Annotated in this window: 15 protein-coding genes; 11 read left to right on the top strand and 4 right to left on the bottom strand. The window is 39.1% G+C overall.

All coding sequences use genetic code 11. The features are described from left to right. Positions 1–86 precede the first annotated feature (86 nt). From EHQ24_RS06920 to omp85, 7 genes are all read left to right on the top strand, one after another. Positions 87–302, top strand: a complete 216-nt coding sequence (locus EHQ24_RS06920) for a hypothetical protein (protein ID WP_135600949.1) — start codon at positions 87–89, stop codon at positions 300–302. A 286-nt stretch (positions 303–588) separates the two neighbouring features. Next, positions 589–1,803: an MBOAT family O-acyltransferase gene (locus EHQ24_RS06915; RefSeq protein WP_279633552.1), complete on the top strand. Its 1,215-nt coding sequence runs from the start codon at positions 589–591 to the stop codon at positions 1,801–1,803. Between the two features lie 8 nt (positions 1,804–1,811). Further along, on the top strand, positions 1,812–3,332 hold the full coding sequence (locus EHQ24_RS06910) for a hypothetical protein (protein WP_135600947.1): 1,521 nt from the start codon (positions 1,812–1,814) through the stop codon (positions 3,330–3,332). Between the two features lie 36 nt (positions 3,333–3,368). Further along, entirely contained in the window at positions 3,369–4,418 is a 1,050-nt protein-coding gene (gene asd / locus EHQ24_RS06905) for an aspartate-semialdehyde dehydrogenase (RefSeq protein WP_135600946.1), read from the top strand. Between the two features lie 16 nt (positions 4,419–4,434). Beyond that, the gene (locus EHQ24_RS06900) at positions 4,435–6,435 is read left to right on the top strand and encodes a hypothetical protein (protein WP_135600945.1); all 2,001 of its coding nucleotides are present in this window, start codon (positions 4,435–4,437) and stop codon (positions 6,433–6,435) included. A gap of 4 nt (positions 6,436–6,439) precedes the next feature. Beyond that, positions 6,440–7,873 carry a pyruvate kinase gene (gene pyk / locus EHQ24_RS06895; protein ID WP_135600944.1) on the top strand — a complete coding sequence of 478 codons (1,434 nt, stop codon included), beginning with the start codon at positions 6,440–6,442 and terminating at the stop codon, positions 7,871–7,873. Positions 7,874–7,878: 5 nt separating this feature from the next. Next, a complete protein-coding gene (gene omp85, locus EHQ24_RS06890) occupies positions 7,879–9,300 on the top strand; it encodes an Omp85 family outer membrane protein (RefSeq protein ID WP_135600943.1) in 1,422 nt (473 codons plus the stop codon). Between the two features lie 16 nt (positions 9,301–9,316). Here the strand turns inward: omp85 and EHQ24_RS06885 are convergent, their stop codons facing one another. The 4 genes from EHQ24_RS06885 to EHQ24_RS06870 form a co-directional block, all read right to left on the bottom strand. After that, a complete protein-coding gene (locus EHQ24_RS06885) occupies positions 9,317–9,619 on the bottom strand; it encodes a P-II family nitrogen regulator (RefSeq protein ID WP_135600942.1) in 303 nt (100 codons plus the stop codon). 1 nt (position 9,620) lies between these two features. Further along, positions 9,621–10,598 (bottom strand): sodium-dependent bicarbonate transport family permease, encoded by a 978-nt coding sequence (locus EHQ24_RS06880; RefSeq protein WP_135600941.1) that lies wholly within the window; start codon positions 10,596–10,598, stop codon positions 9,621–9,623. Between the two features lie 8 nt (positions 10,599–10,606). Beyond that, complete coding sequence (locus EHQ24_RS06875; RefSeq protein WP_135600940.1) at positions 10,607–11,287, bottom strand: carbonic anhydrase; 681 nt, start codon at positions 11,285–11,287, stop codon at positions 10,607–10,609. 196 nt (positions 11,288–11,483) lie between these two features. Then, positions 11,484–12,221 carry a pirin family protein gene (locus EHQ24_RS06870; protein WP_135600939.1) on the bottom strand — a complete coding sequence of 246 codons (738 nt, stop codon included), beginning with the start codon at positions 12,219–12,221 and terminating at the stop codon, positions 11,484–11,486. Between the two features lie 107 nt (positions 12,222–12,328). Here EHQ24_RS06870 and EHQ24_RS06865 point away from each other — a divergent pair, with 107 nt between their 5' ends. From EHQ24_RS06865 to EHQ24_RS06850, 4 genes are read left to right on the top strand one after another with little or no spacing between them, the layout of a single operon-like run. Continuing rightward, complete coding sequence (locus EHQ24_RS06865; protein ID WP_135600938.1) at positions 12,329–13,909, top strand: methyl-accepting chemotaxis protein; 1,581 nt, start codon at positions 12,329–12,331, stop codon at positions 13,907–13,909. A 7-nt stretch (positions 13,910–13,916) separates the two neighbouring features. Next, positions 13,917–15,218, top strand: coding sequence for a caspase family protein (locus EHQ24_RS06860; RefSeq protein WP_135600937.1), 1,302 nt, complete (start codon positions 13,917–13,919; stop codon positions 15,216–15,218). Next, the gene (locus EHQ24_RS06855) at positions 15,202–16,722 is read left to right on the top strand and encodes a Kelch repeat-containing protein (RefSeq protein ID WP_135600936.1); all 1,521 of its coding nucleotides are present in this window, start codon (positions 15,202–15,204) and stop codon (positions 16,720–16,722) included. Before EHQ24_RS06860 ends, EHQ24_RS06855 begins: the two co-directional genes overlap by 17 nt. After that, positions 16,709–18,559, top strand: coding sequence for a Kelch repeat-containing protein (locus EHQ24_RS06850; protein WP_135600935.1), 1,851 nt, complete (start codon positions 16,709–16,711; stop codon positions 18,557–18,559). Before EHQ24_RS06855 ends, EHQ24_RS06850 begins: the two co-directional genes overlap by 14 nt. The last annotated feature ends 6 nt before the right edge of the window (positions 18,560–18,565 follow it).

The raw sequence follows: 18,565 nt of genomic DNA, 5'->3' as shown, positions 1-18,565 counted from the left end.
AGCAGGAATACACCCTCATGTAAATCTGGCAGTGATTTGAATAGTGGTTGCCAGGGTGCTCCTCCCAACTCACCGTTCTTTTTTATATGGCGGAAACGATACGACTTAGGGTAAAATGCCACGCCTGCTCCAATTTGATTGAAGGGACGGCAAAATACGGGTCTGGGCACTTTGTTCCAGAGGGAATTGTCTTTGAATTTGTGGCTGTCGGCAAGGTGGAAGGGGCTCAAGGGCGGAGGGTCAAGGCGGAAGTGACCTGCACATGCCCCAATTGTGGCGTGAAATGCAAATACAATGTCTAATTGATTATTTTTAGTCATAAACATGCTTTTTAATTCCGCAATTTTCGGGATATTCTTTGTTGGTTCCTTGCTGGGGTGGTATATTTTACGCATACTATTGCTTAAATATAGTCTTAAATATGTCTATAATAATGCATGCAGTGCATCAATATTGACCATTTATTTGATTATTATCAGTGCGATTTTTTATTGTTTTTGGAACCCGCTTTACTTTCTATTATTACTATGGGTGGCCTTTGTCGATTTTTGGTTGGCTAGGACGCTAGATTTTTTGGACTCCGCGGTTTTGCGAAAGTCAATTTTGGGGATTTCTCTCGCAAATAGCCTTGGAATTTTGATATTCTTTAAATATGGTCATTTTATTGATCAAAATTGGGCGTATTTTGCTGGTGTCTCATTATTTCCCCCGGGTTTTTGGTCATCTGTCCTCCTGCCGGTAGGGATTTCTTTTTACACCTTTCAGTCCATTTCCTATTTAGTGGATGTTTACCGGAAGGAATTGAAGCCTGAGAGACGGTTTTTCTCGTATTTACTATTTCTTTCCTTTTTTCCGCAGTTGGTGGCAGGCCCGATTGTCACCGCTAAGTCCTTTTTGCCTCAAATTCGTAGGCCACTCTTCTTTTCGAGAATCCCGGTGCTTTTTGCAGTGTTTCTCATTTTGCTTGGTTTATTTAAAAAAATGGTGTTGGCTGACCATTTGGCCGAAACCTCCGACTTTGTTTTTTTGCACACGGCAGAGGTTTCGACGAAAGCTTTGTGGTTGGGTATGTTTTCCTATTCTTTTCAGATTTATTGTGACTTTTCAGGTTACACAGACATTGCCCAGGGCGCGGCACTTCTCTTTGGGTTTCGGCTGCCTGAAAATTTTAAGATGCCTTACTTGTCGGCTGGATTTTCGGAATTTTGGACACGTTGGCATATTTCCCTATCCCAATGGCTTAAGAAATATATATACATTAGCCTTGGAGGGAATCGGAAAAGTGTTTTGTACACTTACCGGAACTTGTTTCTTGTGATGGCCATTGGTGGAATTTGGCATGGGGCTTCCTGGAACTTTTTAGTATGGGGCATGTGTCATGGGATTTTACTTATTTTAGAAAGACTGGTTTTCCAGAGGTTTCGGTTTTGGGCTTTGGAATGGATGCGATGGTTTCGTATCCTTTTCACATTTATTTCTGTAAGTTTACTCTGGGTTTTCTTTCGAAGTAGTGATTTTGGTAGTTCTCTGTGCTACCTACAGGGCCTTTTTTCCAAAAAAGAAGGTTTTTCTCTGCCATATACCTTTGAAATGACCTTTGTTTATTGTTTGGTTTTCTTGCTTTTCGGACATATCTTTGGAAGTTTTTATTTTCGAGACAACAGACAATTGTTAGCTGGATTTAAAAAATGGGAAATTTCCTTAGGAAAAACGGCTATTTTCGGTGTTTTGGCGTCTCTATCTCTCATTTTGATCGTTTTGTTTTCGGCAGATAGCAAACCATTCGTGTATTTTGTCTTTTAGAGGGTGGTATGAAGCAGAGGTTATTATTTATATCTTTTTTTCTTTTTTCCCTATTCGCGATTGATTATTTGTTTTTTAGAAAACTTCAGTTTTTATTGCCGAATGAATCACCCTGGAACACCAATCATTTCTTTAATTTTTTATATGAGTATGAGAGGATTCGAAACCTTCCTAAAACCAAAAAAAGAATCATCATTGTGGGAAGTTCGGTTGCTTATTATTCGATTGATGCAAAAAAACTAAGTGAGTCCTTACTTGGTGATTTTGGTTTGGACGTGGACGTTTTTTATTTAGCGTATGCGGGGAATAGTCCGCTTTATGTATATTTATTACTGAATTGGTTGGATCCTTTAGAGCCGGACCTAGTCGTTTATCCTGTAAATTTTATAGATTATAGGCTTCACAGAACTTATGTTATGTTCCCTGAAGGTAGAAATGATTCCGTAGATGAATCTGTAGTTGTGAGAGACGCGCTCACTTTCGAAGAAGCTCCTCAGTCTTTATGGTTATTTCCATGGGAAACATTAAAAGAAGTTGGCACTTCCATGGACTGGGAAACCCGATCTAGGTATTTACTGTCCTCAGCATTTTCTTTTTATCGTTATAAAGATATTTATCTACAAAACTTACAGAACTTAATCCAACACCGATTTGGTCGAAATACAAGTTACCATGCTTATGCGGGGGTTCTGATTCCAGAAGGAATTAATGGTCTTGGATGGACGGGGCAGAGTTTTAGTTTTTTCCCCACTGAGAAAATTAAAAACAAGGGGTTCTGGGTGGAGGTGACTTCATTTCTTTTGGCTGGGAAACCTTGTCGGATGGAAATTTCGAATGGAACCACACGCGAGGAAATTATCCTCACCCGTGAAGGTTGGGTCAAACTCCACTTAGATCCAAAATTCTTCCAAGAAAAAAAGTTAGTCACTGTAAAACTAGAAAGGGTGTGGTTTGCAAACGAGGCAACGGGTGCGTATTTGGACTACCATTCGGATCCTATGGGAGTGCGACTCGAACAAACGTTTGGACTGGAAGAAGCAAAGTCTGGAATCCAATACCAAAGGGAGCCTAGAACCGAGGACTTTCGTTACTTAGGAATGAAAGACGAAGAATATCGGAAGTATTTCCATTACCGACTTTTAGAGGGACTTGAGAAACGACCTGGAATTGGTTACCTCGTCGCCTTAAAATTGGCAAAAGAAAGGATTCGTACGGAAACCTTTCGGCCTTATTTCCACTTTCGGTATCTTAAAAAAATCGCAGATCATTTCCGGGAGAGAAATGTTCGTTTTTTGCTCATCAATAATCCAGAGAGTCCCATTTCCCTCGATTGGTATGAAGACTCACCTTGGTATCAGAACCATCTGGCTTACCTGGAATCTTTGGCAGGAGGGTCAGTCTATTATTGGGACATACACCGAAGCCTACCCATGCAGGGTTTTTCCGACTTCCACCACTTTACTTATGTGGGAATGGAACAAATGAATCCGATTTATGCCAAAAGAATTGGAAATCTCTTTCCGAAATAGGATGTTTTTCAATCCTTACATTAGATAAGGAATTTTATGGAAAAAATCAAAGTTGGAGTCCTGGGAGCAACAGGTTCCGTCGGTCAAAGATTCATTCAACTTTTGGAGAATCACCCTTATTTTACGGTGACTCATTTGGCAGCTTCAGAAAAAAGTGCCGGCCAAACTTATGGTGAGGTAATGAAATCTCGTTGGAAGATTTCATCCGATATCCCTGCTTACGCAAAAGACATTATCATTACCTTACCCAATCCTGAAGTTACGAAGGGCGTGCAACTCGTGTTCAGCGGTCTTGATGCATCGATTGCTGGAGAAGTGGAAACTGCTTATGCGGAAGCAGGAGTGATGGTTCTTTCTAATTCGAAAAACCATAGAATGGATGCGAACGTTCCGATCCTCTCTGCAGAAGTGAATGCACATCATTTGGATGTTTTACAATTCCAAAAGACCAAAGGAAAAATCATCACCAATTCCAATTGTACGATTATGGGTGTTACCATTTCCTTAAAACCTTTAATGGATGCTTTTGGTTTAAAGTCTGTTATGTTATTTTCCATGCAGGCCATTTCTGGTGCAGGTTATCCGGGAGTTCCGACTATGGACATTCTTGGTAATGTGGTTCCTTACATCGGTGGTGAAGAAGACAAAGCGGAAATCGAACCACAAAAATGTTTGGGAACTGTAAAAGATGGAATCATCCAATCGGCCGATTTTAAAATTTCGGCTCATTGCAATCGAGTTCCCGTTTTTGACGGACATACGGTTTGTGTTTCTGTTTCTTTTGATAAAAAGCCAAAAAAAGAGGAGATTCTTAAGGTTTGGGCCGATTTTCAAGGCGAACCGCAGAAATTGGGATTGCCGTTTGCACCAAACCCGGCTATCCTCTACCGCGAAGAAAATGATAGGCCTCAACCTCGTCTGGATTTAGAGACGGGAAGAGGAATGACAACAGTTGTCGGAAGGTTGAGAGAAGATCCAATTTTGGATTGGAAATGGGTAGTCCTTTCGCATAACACGATTCGAGGTGCAGCGGGCGCTGCCATTTTGAATGCAGAGTTACTGTATAAAAAAGGATTTTTTAACTAAGGAAAGTTTTAGGTAAATGTTAGATCCCAACCTCCCGGAATTAAAAGTTATGGATTACACGGCCTGTCTCCAAAAGGTACAGGCTATGGATTCACGGGGGGACTTTTCCTATAAAGGGATCTATAAAGTTTTGCTGGTGATCTTCGAGTGGACAGATAAGTTTTTACAAAACAAAGTTTTGCCAAACGTTGAACAAATTGAACGTGATAGTTCGATTGATCGAGATCGTACAGAAAACTATGTGATCGATCTAAGTTATAAACAAAATCCTGCCATCATCAGAAAATTGAATGTGCTTGAGTTTCACCCCAATGAACCTGGTGATCCTGAAAATCCAAAAACCTTTATCAAACACAATACTGTATTTGCAAGACCCACAACATCCGATGGGGGAACTGCTTTTCGATATGCACTAGGTTTGAACGAACTCTCTACTGCCGCCATCAAAGGATGGTTTAACGAAAAAAGAAAATACGTTGGAAAAGAGAAAATGCGAAAAGTCATCAAAGCCGCGGTTGATTCTAACCGTCTGTTTGATACTTATGCATCTACGGAAATTGGAAACTTGTTCCAGTGCCCTTATGACAAAACAAAAGTACAAAAGGATGCAACCATCATCATCCATTTGAAACCAATTTTGAAACAATTGGTGGATGATAAAATTCTGTTTTTTTTCCGGAATGATTCAGCCTCAAGACCTGCAAATAAAAGTGTGTTTTTATACAATCGGCCATCCGAAATTGCTGATCGTTATGATGGTTATATAGATTATACAAAAAATACAATTTACCCTGCCTTAAAAAATTTAGGAGTTATGGGAGAGATCACCGAGGATTCTTGGAGTTCTCCGCGTAATCTATTAACAGAAATTAAAGGTTACATGAATGATTCTTATGGAGACCAAAAAACTTTAATCGAAGAGTGTTTGGTTCTTAATGAGATTATCGAAAAAGATAAAGAAAGAGAAGAAAAACAAAAACGAAAACAACAAATTGACGATCTTATGGCTTTCCTTGCGGAAGCAGGCCGGATTGTTGAGGTTAACTTACTTCGTGTGAGTGGGGAACCTTTGACAGATGAGTTCCGCGCCTCTCTTCTTGCACAACCGGAACTATTATATACGGAATATGCTGATAACAAAGTTTATAACGAATTTATCCTACATAAATCCTGTATTCCTCAAGCAATTGAATCGGCTAAAAGAACTTTCCAAATCAAACATTCTGATTTAGAAATCCGAGTATTAAATCAAATGAATGTGACCCTTCATATGAATGATGAAAGTCCCAAACGTTTGTTGGAAGAAATTGAAGCCCAAAGTTTATTTCAGTTTCTCCCATTTTTTACAAGGATTTGGCGAATGATTATGGGTAGTATGACTGTCCATAAGTTTGAAATTCCGCCAATTAAAGCGCGGCTGCAACAGCAGTTAAACAGGGATTTGGCGAGCCAAAAAGCTAAAAAAATATCTCAAGAAAGGGATCGCCTTGTTAAAGCTCGTCTGAAAGAGAGAGAAGAGACCGAAAAAGAAGCAGAAAAAAAGTCAAAACAGACACACCAAGCGGAAGCCTCTACCGCTGGATTTAATGGTGGGGAAGAAGATTCCGAACCAGTAAAACAAGGTAGCCCCGAAGAAGAAAAAAAATGGAAAGAATCCATTGAATCTATCATCCGAATTTTGGATGAGGCTTGGGAATTTGGAGTGTATCCTGACCGTGAGTATGTACTTTCTAAATTAAATGGAAAGTTTACGGAAGAGAATTTGATCTTTTTCTTAAAAAAATTTGGCGGAAAAGAAATCTATAGTTTTCCTATAAGAAACCAAAGAGAAAAATTTCCCTGGCCGATCCTTGTTTCCACAGGATATCTAAAACGATATGGCAAAAAACTTTTTGATAAAGTGAAAGCTGAAAGCGACCGCCAACGAAGCGAAAAATTCCCGAACCAAGAGAAATTTGACATTGCGGAATCGCAATTAGACTTTCTGAATAGAATCTTACCCCGGTTAAAACCTTAAAACTATGCCTGCTATTGAACAACTAAGAGCTCGAAAAACAAAAATCGTTTGCACCATTGGTCCTGCGACCGCTTCCAAAGAAATGATCCGAAGCCTGGCTTTGGCCGGGATGAACATTGCAAGGATCAATATGAGTCATGGAGATCATGAGTTTCATAGAAAGATCATTCGTATCATCAAATCACTCAATAAAGATGAATTACACAAACAACCAATCTCCATCCTTCTCGATACACAAGGACCGGAAATTCGAACTGGGGATGTCCAAAATGACCTCCACTTAAAAGTGGGTGAAACTTTTACTTTCCATATCATTCCAGGGATGGAAGCCGAAGCCCAAAGTGTTTTTGTGAATTATCGTGATATTGTAAAAGACCTAAAGGTTGGTGATAAAGTTACTGTCGATAACGGACTCATCAACCTCGCTGTGCAAGAGATTCGAGAAAATGAGCTCGTTTGTACTGTGTTAGATGGTGGTAAGCTTGGATCTAGAAAACATATCAACCTACCTGGGATTCGAGTTAATTTACCTTCGATTACTCCAAAAGATTTAAAGGACATTATATTTGGTTTAGAAGAAGATATTGATTTTGTAGCTTTGTCTTTTGTTCGTACACCGGAAGACGTGATCCAACTACGGGGAATCATTGATGAAAAAAATCATCATGCACAAATCATCGCAAAAATCGAAGACCAAGAAGGTTTAAAAAACCTAGATGCCATCATTCGCGAGTCCGATGGGATTATGGTGGCCCGAGGGGATTTGGGAGTAGAAATCGAAATCGAAGAACTACCCATTGTCCAAAGAAGGATCATCAAACGTTGCCAAGAAGAAGGGAAACGTGTGATTGTGGCCACCCACTTATTAGAATCGATGATTCAAAATGCTTCTCCTACAAGAGCTGAGGTAACCGATGTTGCCAATGCCGTGTATGAAGAAGCTGATGCCATTATGTTGTCCGGTGAAACCGCTATGGGAAAATTTCCTGTAAGATGTGTGGAGATGTTGGATAAAATTGCACGTCGTATGGAGATGTCGATCAACCTCGGTCTTGCGGCTCAACGGAAACCAAAGGATCAAAAAGAGGAGATGGCAAGGTCTGCGGCAAACTTAGCCGATTCCATGCAAGCCCATGCTATCATTGCGATCACTCGTCGTGGAATTACTGCTAACAACCTAGCATCGTTTCATCCAAAATATCCAATTGTTCACGCCTTTACAAATATGACATCTGTTAGGCGCAAGCTCTGGATGACAAGAGGAGTCATTCCTTACCGAGTTGATTTTTCTTCTGACCCGGAAAAAACAATCAAACTAGCCATCCAAACTCTTGTGAATAATGGTTATCTGCAAATGGGTGAAAAAGTAGTCATCCTTTCCGATATCATTGCTGGTGAAGAACGAGTTGAAACCATCCAAGTACGTGAAGTAAAATAACCCCCATGTTTTTTCGGAATCTGATTTCTGCGTTGGTAGTGATATCAACATGGATTTCTGTTCCGATTTATGCCGAAGAAAGAAGTTCTCATGTACCAGAATGGATTGGTGAGTTTAAAAAATTAGACGAGAACGAACTTTCTAAAAAAAAAGAAGGTTGGTATGCGACAGGACTTCCGCTTTTCGGAAATGATGCGGTTAATGGATCTGGCCTTGGAATCCTTGCCAATATTTTTTATAACGGAACCAAATCCGACTCTTCTTTCAAATACACTCCCTACGAACATTTGTTCAATATAGGAATTTATAGAACCAATCGTGGAACTCAAAACAATTATTTAGCATGGGATGCACCCTATTTTGCTGATACTGCTTATCGATTGCGTGTTTACGTGGGCCATGATGCCAGTTTATATAATCAGTACTTTGGTGTTGGTTCAGAGAGTTTGCAACCACTCTATTATAAAGATAGAAATGTAGATGGTAGTCGTATCACTCGTAATGCCACATATTCAGATTTTGAAAATGCTAATTCCTATGTACGAAATCTAGGGCCGGGGCGTGAATTAAGTTCCAATCAACATTACCATGATTATCAATTTGATACGACTTATGGACAATTTGCAGCGGACAAAACGATATTCCAAGTTTTCAGAGTTTGGGCTGGAGTTGAATTTTCAAAAAATACGGTTAGGCGGTATGATGGAACATCAGCAGAAGGTAGAGAACCATTAACAAATTTAAAAGTTCCTGCCATTGAAGGGAACTCAAAACTTACAGAAGATGCCAGTGCCGGTAAAATCATTGGAGTGAACGGTGGAAATTTAAACTATGTTCGTGGTGGGATTGCCTATGATACACGGGATTATGAACCAGATCCGGATCGTGGTTGGCTCATTGAATACAATATCAATAAAGCGGAAAGAACCATTGGATCTGATTTTAATTACCTTCGACATTTTGCACAAGCGAAGAATTTTTACCAACCCTTTCCCAAACTCTTTGAAGAGTTTGTCATCGCACAACGAGTGGCACTCACAAAAATTGAAGGGGAGGTTCCGTTTTTTGAATACCGATATCTTTTTTCCATTGATGGTCCGTTTGGTGCGCTTGGTGGACAGAACACCCTTCGTGGTTATAGACAAGAACGTTTTTTTGGGCCAGTCATTGGTTTTTATAATATTGAGTTACGATATCGGGTGGGAAGTTTTTCTCTATGGGATCAATTTTTTCAATTAAGCATCGTTCCGTTTTATGATTTGGGTAGGGTTTGGGACAAACTCCGTGATGTAAACACAATCGGTTACAAACATGCGCGTGGTTTGGGATTACGGCTGATTTGGGACCAAGCAACCGTAATCCTCTTTGACTATGCTTATTCAAGAGAAGACCAATTGTATTATTTAGATATTGGCCATACCTTTTAAGTAGTATTCAAAGAATTTAGTTAAACCTATCTTTACGGATTACTTCGACATCACTCATAAAAATCACCATAGGGTATTTATCTAAGTATTTTTCTGCAATGATTTCAAAGATCTTGTTTGCTTTTGCTTCAGATACCAAAGATTCCAATCGAATGTTTTTTCCTTCCCAAGACGTGAGATGTTTTTGATTGATACCTTCACCGATTGCATCGCTTATCGTATAACCTTTAACAGCTGCCGATTTTAGTTCCTGAACTAATCTATCCTGAATGGCTTCATCGGCTATAATGGTAATTAATTTTGCTTTTTCTAATTTCATTTTATACTCCATACAGATATTGAGAAACGGAAAGATAAAGTGGTAACCCAATGGAAAGATTGAATGGGAAGGTAATTGCAAGTGAAGATGTTAAATACAATGCTGGGCTTGCTTCGGGAATTGCAATCCGAATGGCCGCCGGTGCTGCAATATAAGATGCACTCGCACTTAAGGTAGCAAGGATGGTGGCACCACCCATAGACAAACCTATGTATTTGCCAAGAATCAAACCAATCATTGCATTAAAAACAGGAAAGAGGATTCCAAAACCGATTAAAAAAACTCCTGCCTGTTTTAAGTCAGCCAGACGACGTCCAGTGACAATTCCAACTTCCAATAAGAATAGAATCAACATCCCTCTAAATGGTACCTCAAACAAGGGGGCAAACTGCTCGTGTCCTTTTTTTCCAGAGAGGATTCCAATCAATAAGCCACCAATCAAAAGTAATGTCCCTTTTCCAGTAAATAGTTCATGGTTTACTTTTTTCCAGGATAAGTTTTCTTTCTCTTGAGTGGAGTTTACTTTGAGAAGGAAAAGAGCAATGATAATTGCCGGAATTTCCATGATGGCCAACATACTCGGCATATAACCTTCGTAAGGAATGTGTAAAGATTCCAAAAATGCAAGGGCTTCACTAAAAGTTACAGCAGATACCGATCCATAATGTGCAGCCAAAGCAGCTGCATTTTCTTTAGTGTATTTTCCTAACTTTGTTAATATAAAATAGGCTATGATTGGAATTGATATACAAAGGATCAACGCAACCATCGCTGGTTTGTAAAATTCTTGGATCGTTGTGTTATTTAATTTTACTCCCCCTTTTAAGCCAATGGCAAAGAGTAAATAAATTGTAAGCCCTGTATACATTCCATCTGGGAATTTTAGATCACTTTTAACTAAAGTGGCAATAATCCCAAGTAAAAAAGCCAGAAACATTGGTGTTTGGAGATTCGCAAGTAGAGAGCTGAGTATATCCATATGATTTCCTATTTCGAAATTGAAACTATATATTCTTCATCAAGAAAAGTTACTTTCCCTGTTTCCAAATCATAAATTGCACCAACAATTTGGATTTCTCCATTGTTGTATCGTTTGGAAAGAATCGGATCTAACTTTCTAAGAGAAGTAACTTGTAAGGCAACGTTTGCTTTTACGGCGTGTTCTAACCAATCACCTTCGAGGTGTTTGGTTTTTTCTGCTGCTGGTTTGATTGCATTTGTGAGTGTAATGATATGTCCAGGTACATCATTGGATTTACAAGCAGCATTCACCGCACCGCAGTTTGAATGTCCTAAAACTACAACTAAGTTTACACCGAGGACAGCTACAGAAAATTCAATGGAGCCCCAAGACGCATAAGTCGAAACTTGGCCTGCTGTCCTTAGGATAAACAAGTCACCTAATCCTTGGTCGAAAATAATTTCGTTGGGGACTCGAGAATCGGAACATCCGACAATCGTTGCAAACGGGGATTGTTTTTTTGAGACTTCTTGAATCCTTTCCAAGGACTGGTTGGGTCTTGTGGATTTTCCTTTTGTGAATCGAAGGTTTCCCTCTATTAATTTTTGTAAGGCTTCCTGTGGTGGAACGCCGGACTTACTTTCAGCAAAAAGATTGCATGAAAGCGTAAAAAGAAGAAAACTCAAAATCCATTGGTAACTTTTCATTTATGATTCTCCTTTGATTTCCTATTTGGATCAGGAAATCTCCTATTGCCAGTTTAGACCTATATGAAGAAATATTCACGAAAAAAAATTCGTATAAATGAAAAAAATTTCACAATGGAGGAGGGGAAATTTACAAAAGAATCGGATGGGAACGAGAAAGAGGAACCAATGGATGTTTGATTCCTCTTTAAAAAATTTACTTCATCGGAACTTCTATGACAAGTATTTCCGATTTTACCTCGGCTTGGAAATGATACTCATCCTTTCCAGAATACCCAACGGCGTCGCGGCGTTCGAGAACCGTATCTTCCACTTTTAACTTACCACTGATCAGGAAAGTAAACACACCTTGTCCTTTTGTATGAACTGAGTAAGAAAGTTCTTTTCCGGGATCGAGAGTAGCCAAGGAAAAGTAAGCATCTTGGTTGATCCAAACTGCCTCTTCATCGATGGGTGATACAACGGTTTGGAACCGATTGACTCTTCCTGCTTCCGAAAAAGTTTTCTGTGCATACCTTGGCTCGATTCCTCCAACTTTCGGAAGGATCCAGACTTGCAAAAAATTGACCTTTTTTTCGCTGCTATGGTTGAACTCCGAGTGTTGGATGCCCGAACCTGCAGACATAATTTGTACATCGCCTGTGCGAATGATACCATTCGTTCCGGTACTATCTTTATGAGCCAGTTCACCAAAAAGAGGGATAGAAATTATTTCCATATTCTGGTGTGGGTGGGTACCAAAACCCATACTTGGTTCCACGATGTCGTCATTCAAGACGCGAAGGGCTCCGAAGTTTGTTTTTTCGGGATGGTACCAATGCCCAAAACTAAAGGAATGGTGACTGTCCAACCATCCGAAATTGACATGTCCACGTTCGGATGCTGGGTGGAATTTTTTTTCTACTGGATTGTTGTTGGTCTTTAATGTTTCCATATTGAATAGTTTAATATTAAACTATAATTTGTCAACAGAGTTTTGTTTTCAGGAAGTAAAAAAAGAAAATAACTTTCCATTCGCTTTCACTCACCAATCATCATCCTATGTCGAAGGTCACTAGTTTAGAATCAGTAAAAACAAAGAAAAACTGGGTAGAGTTGGGGCCTGTGTATGTCAACCGAGTCAGGTTTCTACTCGCAGGATTTTACGTCATCGCAACCTTAGGTTCTTACCAAACATCAACCACATTACAAACTATGAGTTATCTCGTTGGCATTACTTGTATGTTTTTATATGGAGGTCTTCAGGCTTATTTATTCAAAAAAGAAAAGTTGGGATCATTTTTTCCTAAGGTTCTGATCCTCATGGACATCACAGTCCTTTTTGCTGTCACTGCATCTGGCCTTATGGGTGGAAGTGGAGTTGCCGCCGACTTAATTAAGTCACCAACTCTTTATGTATTGTATTATTTTTATGTAGTGTATTCTGCGTTTTTATTTTCTAAACGAACTCTGCTGATGAGCACATACTATTCGGCTTTTTGTTTGGTAATGATTTCGGTAATTGGTTATGGCCAAGGAGTCGAGTTTAAAGAAGTAGAAGGTTTCCAAAGCCAAAAAAGTACGGTTGGTATTTCAAATGAAGTATTTAAAATTTTATTTTTAATTTGTTTTGGATATTTAACTTCTGCTGTACTGAATCTATTAAACGAAATTAAAAATGAATCCGAAGAAAGACAAAAGGTTGCTGAGACAGAAAGAACAACAGCGAACAATTTAAACCAAAATTTGCTGAGTGTAGGTTCAGAACTCGTCAAAACATTAAAATCCATTCGCGAAATCACAACAGACTTTAACATTCAGATTGAATCCCAAGATCAGTCCATTCATGAATTAACGGAATTTGTTTCTTCTTTTTCTGAAAGTATCCAAACTTCAGTAAACAATATTGGAAAACAACACAACCAAATCAGTTTACTCAATCATAAATCGGACACACTCAAACTGAGTATTTCTGAAATTGGATCCTCTGTTGAAGAATTAAATACAAATATGGAAGATTTTCAAGCTAGAAGTAATGTCCTTTCTGAAACTGTAAAAAATTTAGAAGAAAGACTGAGATCTGTCAATGAATCTCAAAAAGAAGTGAGTGAAGTAAACGATATCATGGCAGAAATTGCCGATCGAACAAATTTACTTGCACTCAATGCTTCTATTGAAGCGGCTAGGGCTGGAGAACATGGGCGAGGGTTTGCAGTGGTTGCGCAAGAAGTGGCAAAACTTGCAGAAAATTCCAATGAAAACGCCACTAAAATCAAAAAAATCATCACAACTTCGAATCGGTTCATTCAAGAAGGGACAGAACTTGCTTCCACTTCACTCAAACAAACCGAAGCCCTTCAAACTAAGTACGAACTTCTGAGTGCAGTCATTAAAACGGCCACGAACAAAATCAATTCCCAAAAGAATGTTAACAATGAAGTATTGGAAGCATTGGATTTGATTGAATCCATTTCTCGGGAATTGGATCAGGAATCAAAACTTTTAAACCAAGACAAAGACCAAATGGTTGCCGTTGTACAAAAAATGGATGAAATCAATAGGGAAGTAGTTATTAATGCTAGGAAAGTAGGAGAGAATACTTTAAGTTTGGAAAAACAAGCAGCAAACTTAGCATCAGAATAAAATATCAATGAAATCTAAAATCCTAATATTCTTATTTTTTGCTACACCAAGTTTTTTGGTAGCCGACTCCAATCCGAAACGGTTTGGGTTTATCGTTGGTGTCAGTGAATATAAAGAGTTGGCTCTTGGCGATTTAAAAACTGCCAAAAGTGATGCCCTTGGGATGACAAAAATTTTGTTTAGTTACGGATCATACAACCGAATCCAGACATTAGTTCGAGAGGGTTCGGTCAATTCAACCCCGACAAAATATAATATTCTTTCTCATTTTGAAGCCTTATTAGAAGAAACAAATCCAGACGATTTATTTGTTTTTTATTTCTCTGGGCACGGTGTTGTCGATTACAATGACCGAGTTTATTTACTTCCAGAAGATGCAAACCCGCAAAAACCATTTGAGACAGGTATTGCCGTAGAACAACTCCTTGAGATGACAAAAAAATACAAATTAAAACGAGTTGTATTTTTTATTGATGCCTGTCGAAACCCGGATGATGGGAAAGGAGAAGAAGGCAGGAAGTATTTGGAAGGATCTAGTTTTAGAGATTCGGAAATTGTCTCTGTATTCTATTCTACTAAAGTCGGATATTCCAGTTATGAGGATCCCAAGTCTGGTTATGGAGTTTTTACTAAGTTCTTGATTTATGGATTGGAAGGCAGGGCAGATTCCAACTATAACGGAGAAGTATCTTATTCAGAACTTTCCAATTATGTGATTTCCTCTTTGCGAGAGTGGTCCAAAACCAATCAAAAATTACAAAAGCCTTATACCAAAGAATATGCGGAGAAGTCCGAAGATACGGTCCTCACTTACGCTGTGAATCCAGAGACCTCACTGGCTGATGCACCCTTGTTCAATCCTTACAATCCAACGTACGCCTTTCGTTCGTTTCTTTTTCCTGGATGGGGACAATATGCACGCGGACAAGAAGAAAAAGGAAAAATCATTATGTCTATCTTTGCTTTGGGTGTCCTGTATGCAGGGTATCAGTACAATACCTATAGAAATGATAAAGCCGCATATGAATCTGCAGTAGGCATTCCACCAAACTCTCGTGTTGTTGAAACGGTTGCTTTGAATTACTATTTGATAGAGCCGTATCGGCAAAGAATGGAAACTTCCAGAACCAATCTATCACAAGCCTTAACCGCACTTCTTGTACTTTGGTCGGCAAATGTGTTTGATTTTTATCTATTAGGGCCCAACCCTAAAGAAAAGTCGGGTGTTTGGCTCGAGTTTCACTGGGAAAACCAAGGTTATATGGGAATGGATCGAATCGGGAAGTTAGGTTATGCGATGCAGTTTTAGTTTATTCATAACTTTCTTATTCTTCCAATGTACGATTCAAGACAAAACGAAGAATCCTTTTGATCCTTCCACATTAGCAGGAGGATCTGTTGCTATTTTAGTATCTCTTACTTTTCAAAATGAAATTCAAATCACTTCGAGATACCAACCGAATGATTATCCATCGTTTGTAAAAACAGAAATTTTAGATTTGAATTTAAGTGAACCAGTTGCTTCGTATTTCACAAAATCCAACTTTAGAATCTCTGAGAACTATAAAGACGATTTGGTGATCAGAGATGTATTTCCTCTTTCCGATACAAAAGTTCGAGTTTTATTTTCTGTTTCCTCCCGATCCGAATGGAGGGAACCTATTTCTTTATTCATCCAAAGGCCTGAGTCGTTTGGACACTATGCATTTTCAGGGAAACAATTTGAATTTAAGTTTCCTTATCCTCGTTATATAGGTTTTATCTCTGAACCGAAAGGCCAAATCAAAACAGCGTTATTACCAGATGGAAGGATTTTACTTGTAGGTGGCGTTTCTATTTCTGGGAATACTGTATCCACAGTAGAAATTTTAAATCCTGAAACAGGGATATCCACAACTCTTCCTCCATTAAGTCAATGTTTAACGGGAATGGCCATCTGTACAAATCCTGATGGGATTGTCTATGTATCAGGAGGTAAAACCGTTTCGGGTAATGTTTCTTCTAGTTCACAGATCAGCAACCGAATCTACCGAATCGATAGCCAAAATCAAACAGTCCAGGAACTTCCCATCCAACTCCAAAGAAGACGAAATGGCCATACAATGGTTTGTTTGGATGATGGCAACTTGCTTGTGTCAGGTGGACAGTTTCAAGTTGGTAACGATTTTACTGCTATTACAAATGAACACGAACTCATTTCCATCCAATCAGAAACTTCGACAATTTTAAATACGACTGCCAACTTTACGATGAATACGCTTTTTCACTTTGCTGAATATGTTGGAAGCGAACATAGAGTTTTATTTTTTGGGGGGAGGGATCGGATCGATACTTTTGCAGTTTATTCGAATGTGGTTCGGCGTTTGGATTTGAATTCTCAGGTGATGGATGTAGTTGGGGATCCATTACCAACTTCAAGATCAAATGTAACAACTATCCCTGTTCCTGGTGGCGATCGATTGGTATTAGGTGGAGTTTTGGGTGGGCCTATTGCAGTGGGTTCTCGGAGCATTGAATCTTTAAGTGAACCCAGTTGGGTAAGTAAAACCCATGGATTCACTACTAGAGCTAAAAATGCTAGTTCAATTGTTCCTTATTCAGGTTCTCAGGTTCTATATACTGGTGGAGTAGATACTTATTATAAATCAGGAATTTTAGAATTATACGATCATACAGAAACAAAAAATTTTGTCGTGGATACGATGATGAATGCACGTTCGGAGCATAGTGCCGTACAAACGAGTCGAGGGATTGTCATCTTCGGTGATTCAGCATTAAACGATAGAAGGGTGGAGTTATATGGAAAAGATTAAATCTACCATTCTCCTTTTTTTCTTGGTTTCATGCAAAATCACGCCTGGTAACAATTTATTTGATCCGAACTCACCTACTAGTCTTGGTTTACTTCTTCTGAGTGCTGATCCTGTGGTAACCATGGAATTTTCTACTAATCGTGTGCAACCAGGTGGTGTCATTTATGTTTCAACTAATCATGATTTTACGGCAAAATCAGAAGGTTTAAGGTTGCCAGTTTCTGGGTCAGGAGTTAGCCCTATCTCACAGGTCATTCCTCGAAGTCGTTTTTTGTATGAAGTTCGTATGAAACCAACCATCACTAGTGGCAAGTTTAGTATCGATCTCAAGGATTATTATTTAAATGAATCGCTTTTGGTAAATCCAGAGAACTTTGAATTCGAAATCGATTCCCAACCACCGGTTTTGGAAGTTCGCACAGGAAACGGAATCGATATTTCGGAATTACAATCAGGTTTTTTAGATATAATTTCAAATGAGGACATTGTTTGGGAAGGAAAACTCTCTCAAGTCACCTTGTCTGGAACTGCTAAAAATAGTTTGGTTGTTTCAGATATGATTGTCTCTTCTCGCAACATACGTTTGTTATTTGCAGGGAATCCGAACTCAAATGGCGGGATTCTCACCGTTTCATTTTCCGGTGTAAAGGATAGGGCATCGAATTCGCAAGGAATTGTGATGGTTCCGGTAAAAGTTTTTGCTTTTAAAAGTGGGCCTAACATGAATGTGGCGAGAAGATCTTGTGTTGGAATTGAGTTAGATGACGGAAGGCGACTTGTTCTTGGTGGGAAAGCAAAAAAAGAGATTTTGATTAATGGGAATGGTACTTTAAGTCATAGCGAGTTCTACAATTCTGCTTTAAAACAATTCGTCCAAGGTCCGGATATGGTGTATCGCCGGCAAGAGTTTGACGCAGTAAAACTTCTTGATGGAAGAATTTTTGCAGTTGGTGGAATCGGCGGTAAAATTGGTGCAGTAAACGATGGATTAACTTCGACAGAAGTTTACGACCCTATTGCAAATACTTGGGTAGAGGGACCTCAGTTGTCAATACCTCGTTTGTTTCATAAAATGACTGTTCTTCCCAATGGCGATGTTCTCGTAGTTGGAGGTATGAGCCCTTATAAGCCAATTCAATCAGTTGGTGCTGTTGAATTGGTTCATATCACAAATAATCCTGCTACAATGACTGCCGAGGTCGTAGGAAATCTCGATGATCCTCGAGGGAAACATGTTCAGATCTTTTCTCAGGCGACCGGAAAGGTCATTATCATTGGTGGGGAACGTTCAGATGCATTTGGCCCACTTAGCAATGATTTTACGCCGAAAGCCTTGGATTCTATTGAAGTATATGATATCAATACGAAAACTCTCTCAAAATCAACAGCAAAATTATACAAAAGATTTAATCACTTTGTTCACGGATTAGAAAATGGTGAGATACTTATTTTCGGTGGAATGAACTCTCGTTTTGATGACGCGCAGCCTGTGTTACGAGCTCAAATTTATAATCCAACAACAGACACTATTAGAGATCATAAAAATTTACTTTTTGGAAGAGAGTGGGGTTCTTCTTTTGTATTTTCTTATGGGAAGGATCAACTGATTGTCGCAGGTGGTTTAGAGTATCGTACAGGGAATGGTTCTTCATTTGATTCGATTCATGATACGGAGTCCTGGTCGGAGTCAATCAATCGATTTTATATGACAAGTCGTTCTTTAAATGCTCGCTGGGATGGTTGTGATATTCGTTATTCATCGACTGGTGGTGGGATGATTTTGGGTGGTAGGATTGGTGATATCCTTGGAAACACGGAGGAATACAGCTTTGAATAAATGTAT

Source organism: Leptospira noumeaensis, assembly GCF_004770765.1.
Taxonomy (GTDB): domain Bacteria; phylum Spirochaetota; class Leptospiria; order Leptospirales; family Leptospiraceae; genus Leptospira_A; species Leptospira_A noumeaensis.
The sequence above is the reverse complement of the archived record's forward strand: the minus strand, read 5'-3'. Positions and strand labels throughout refer to the sequence as shown.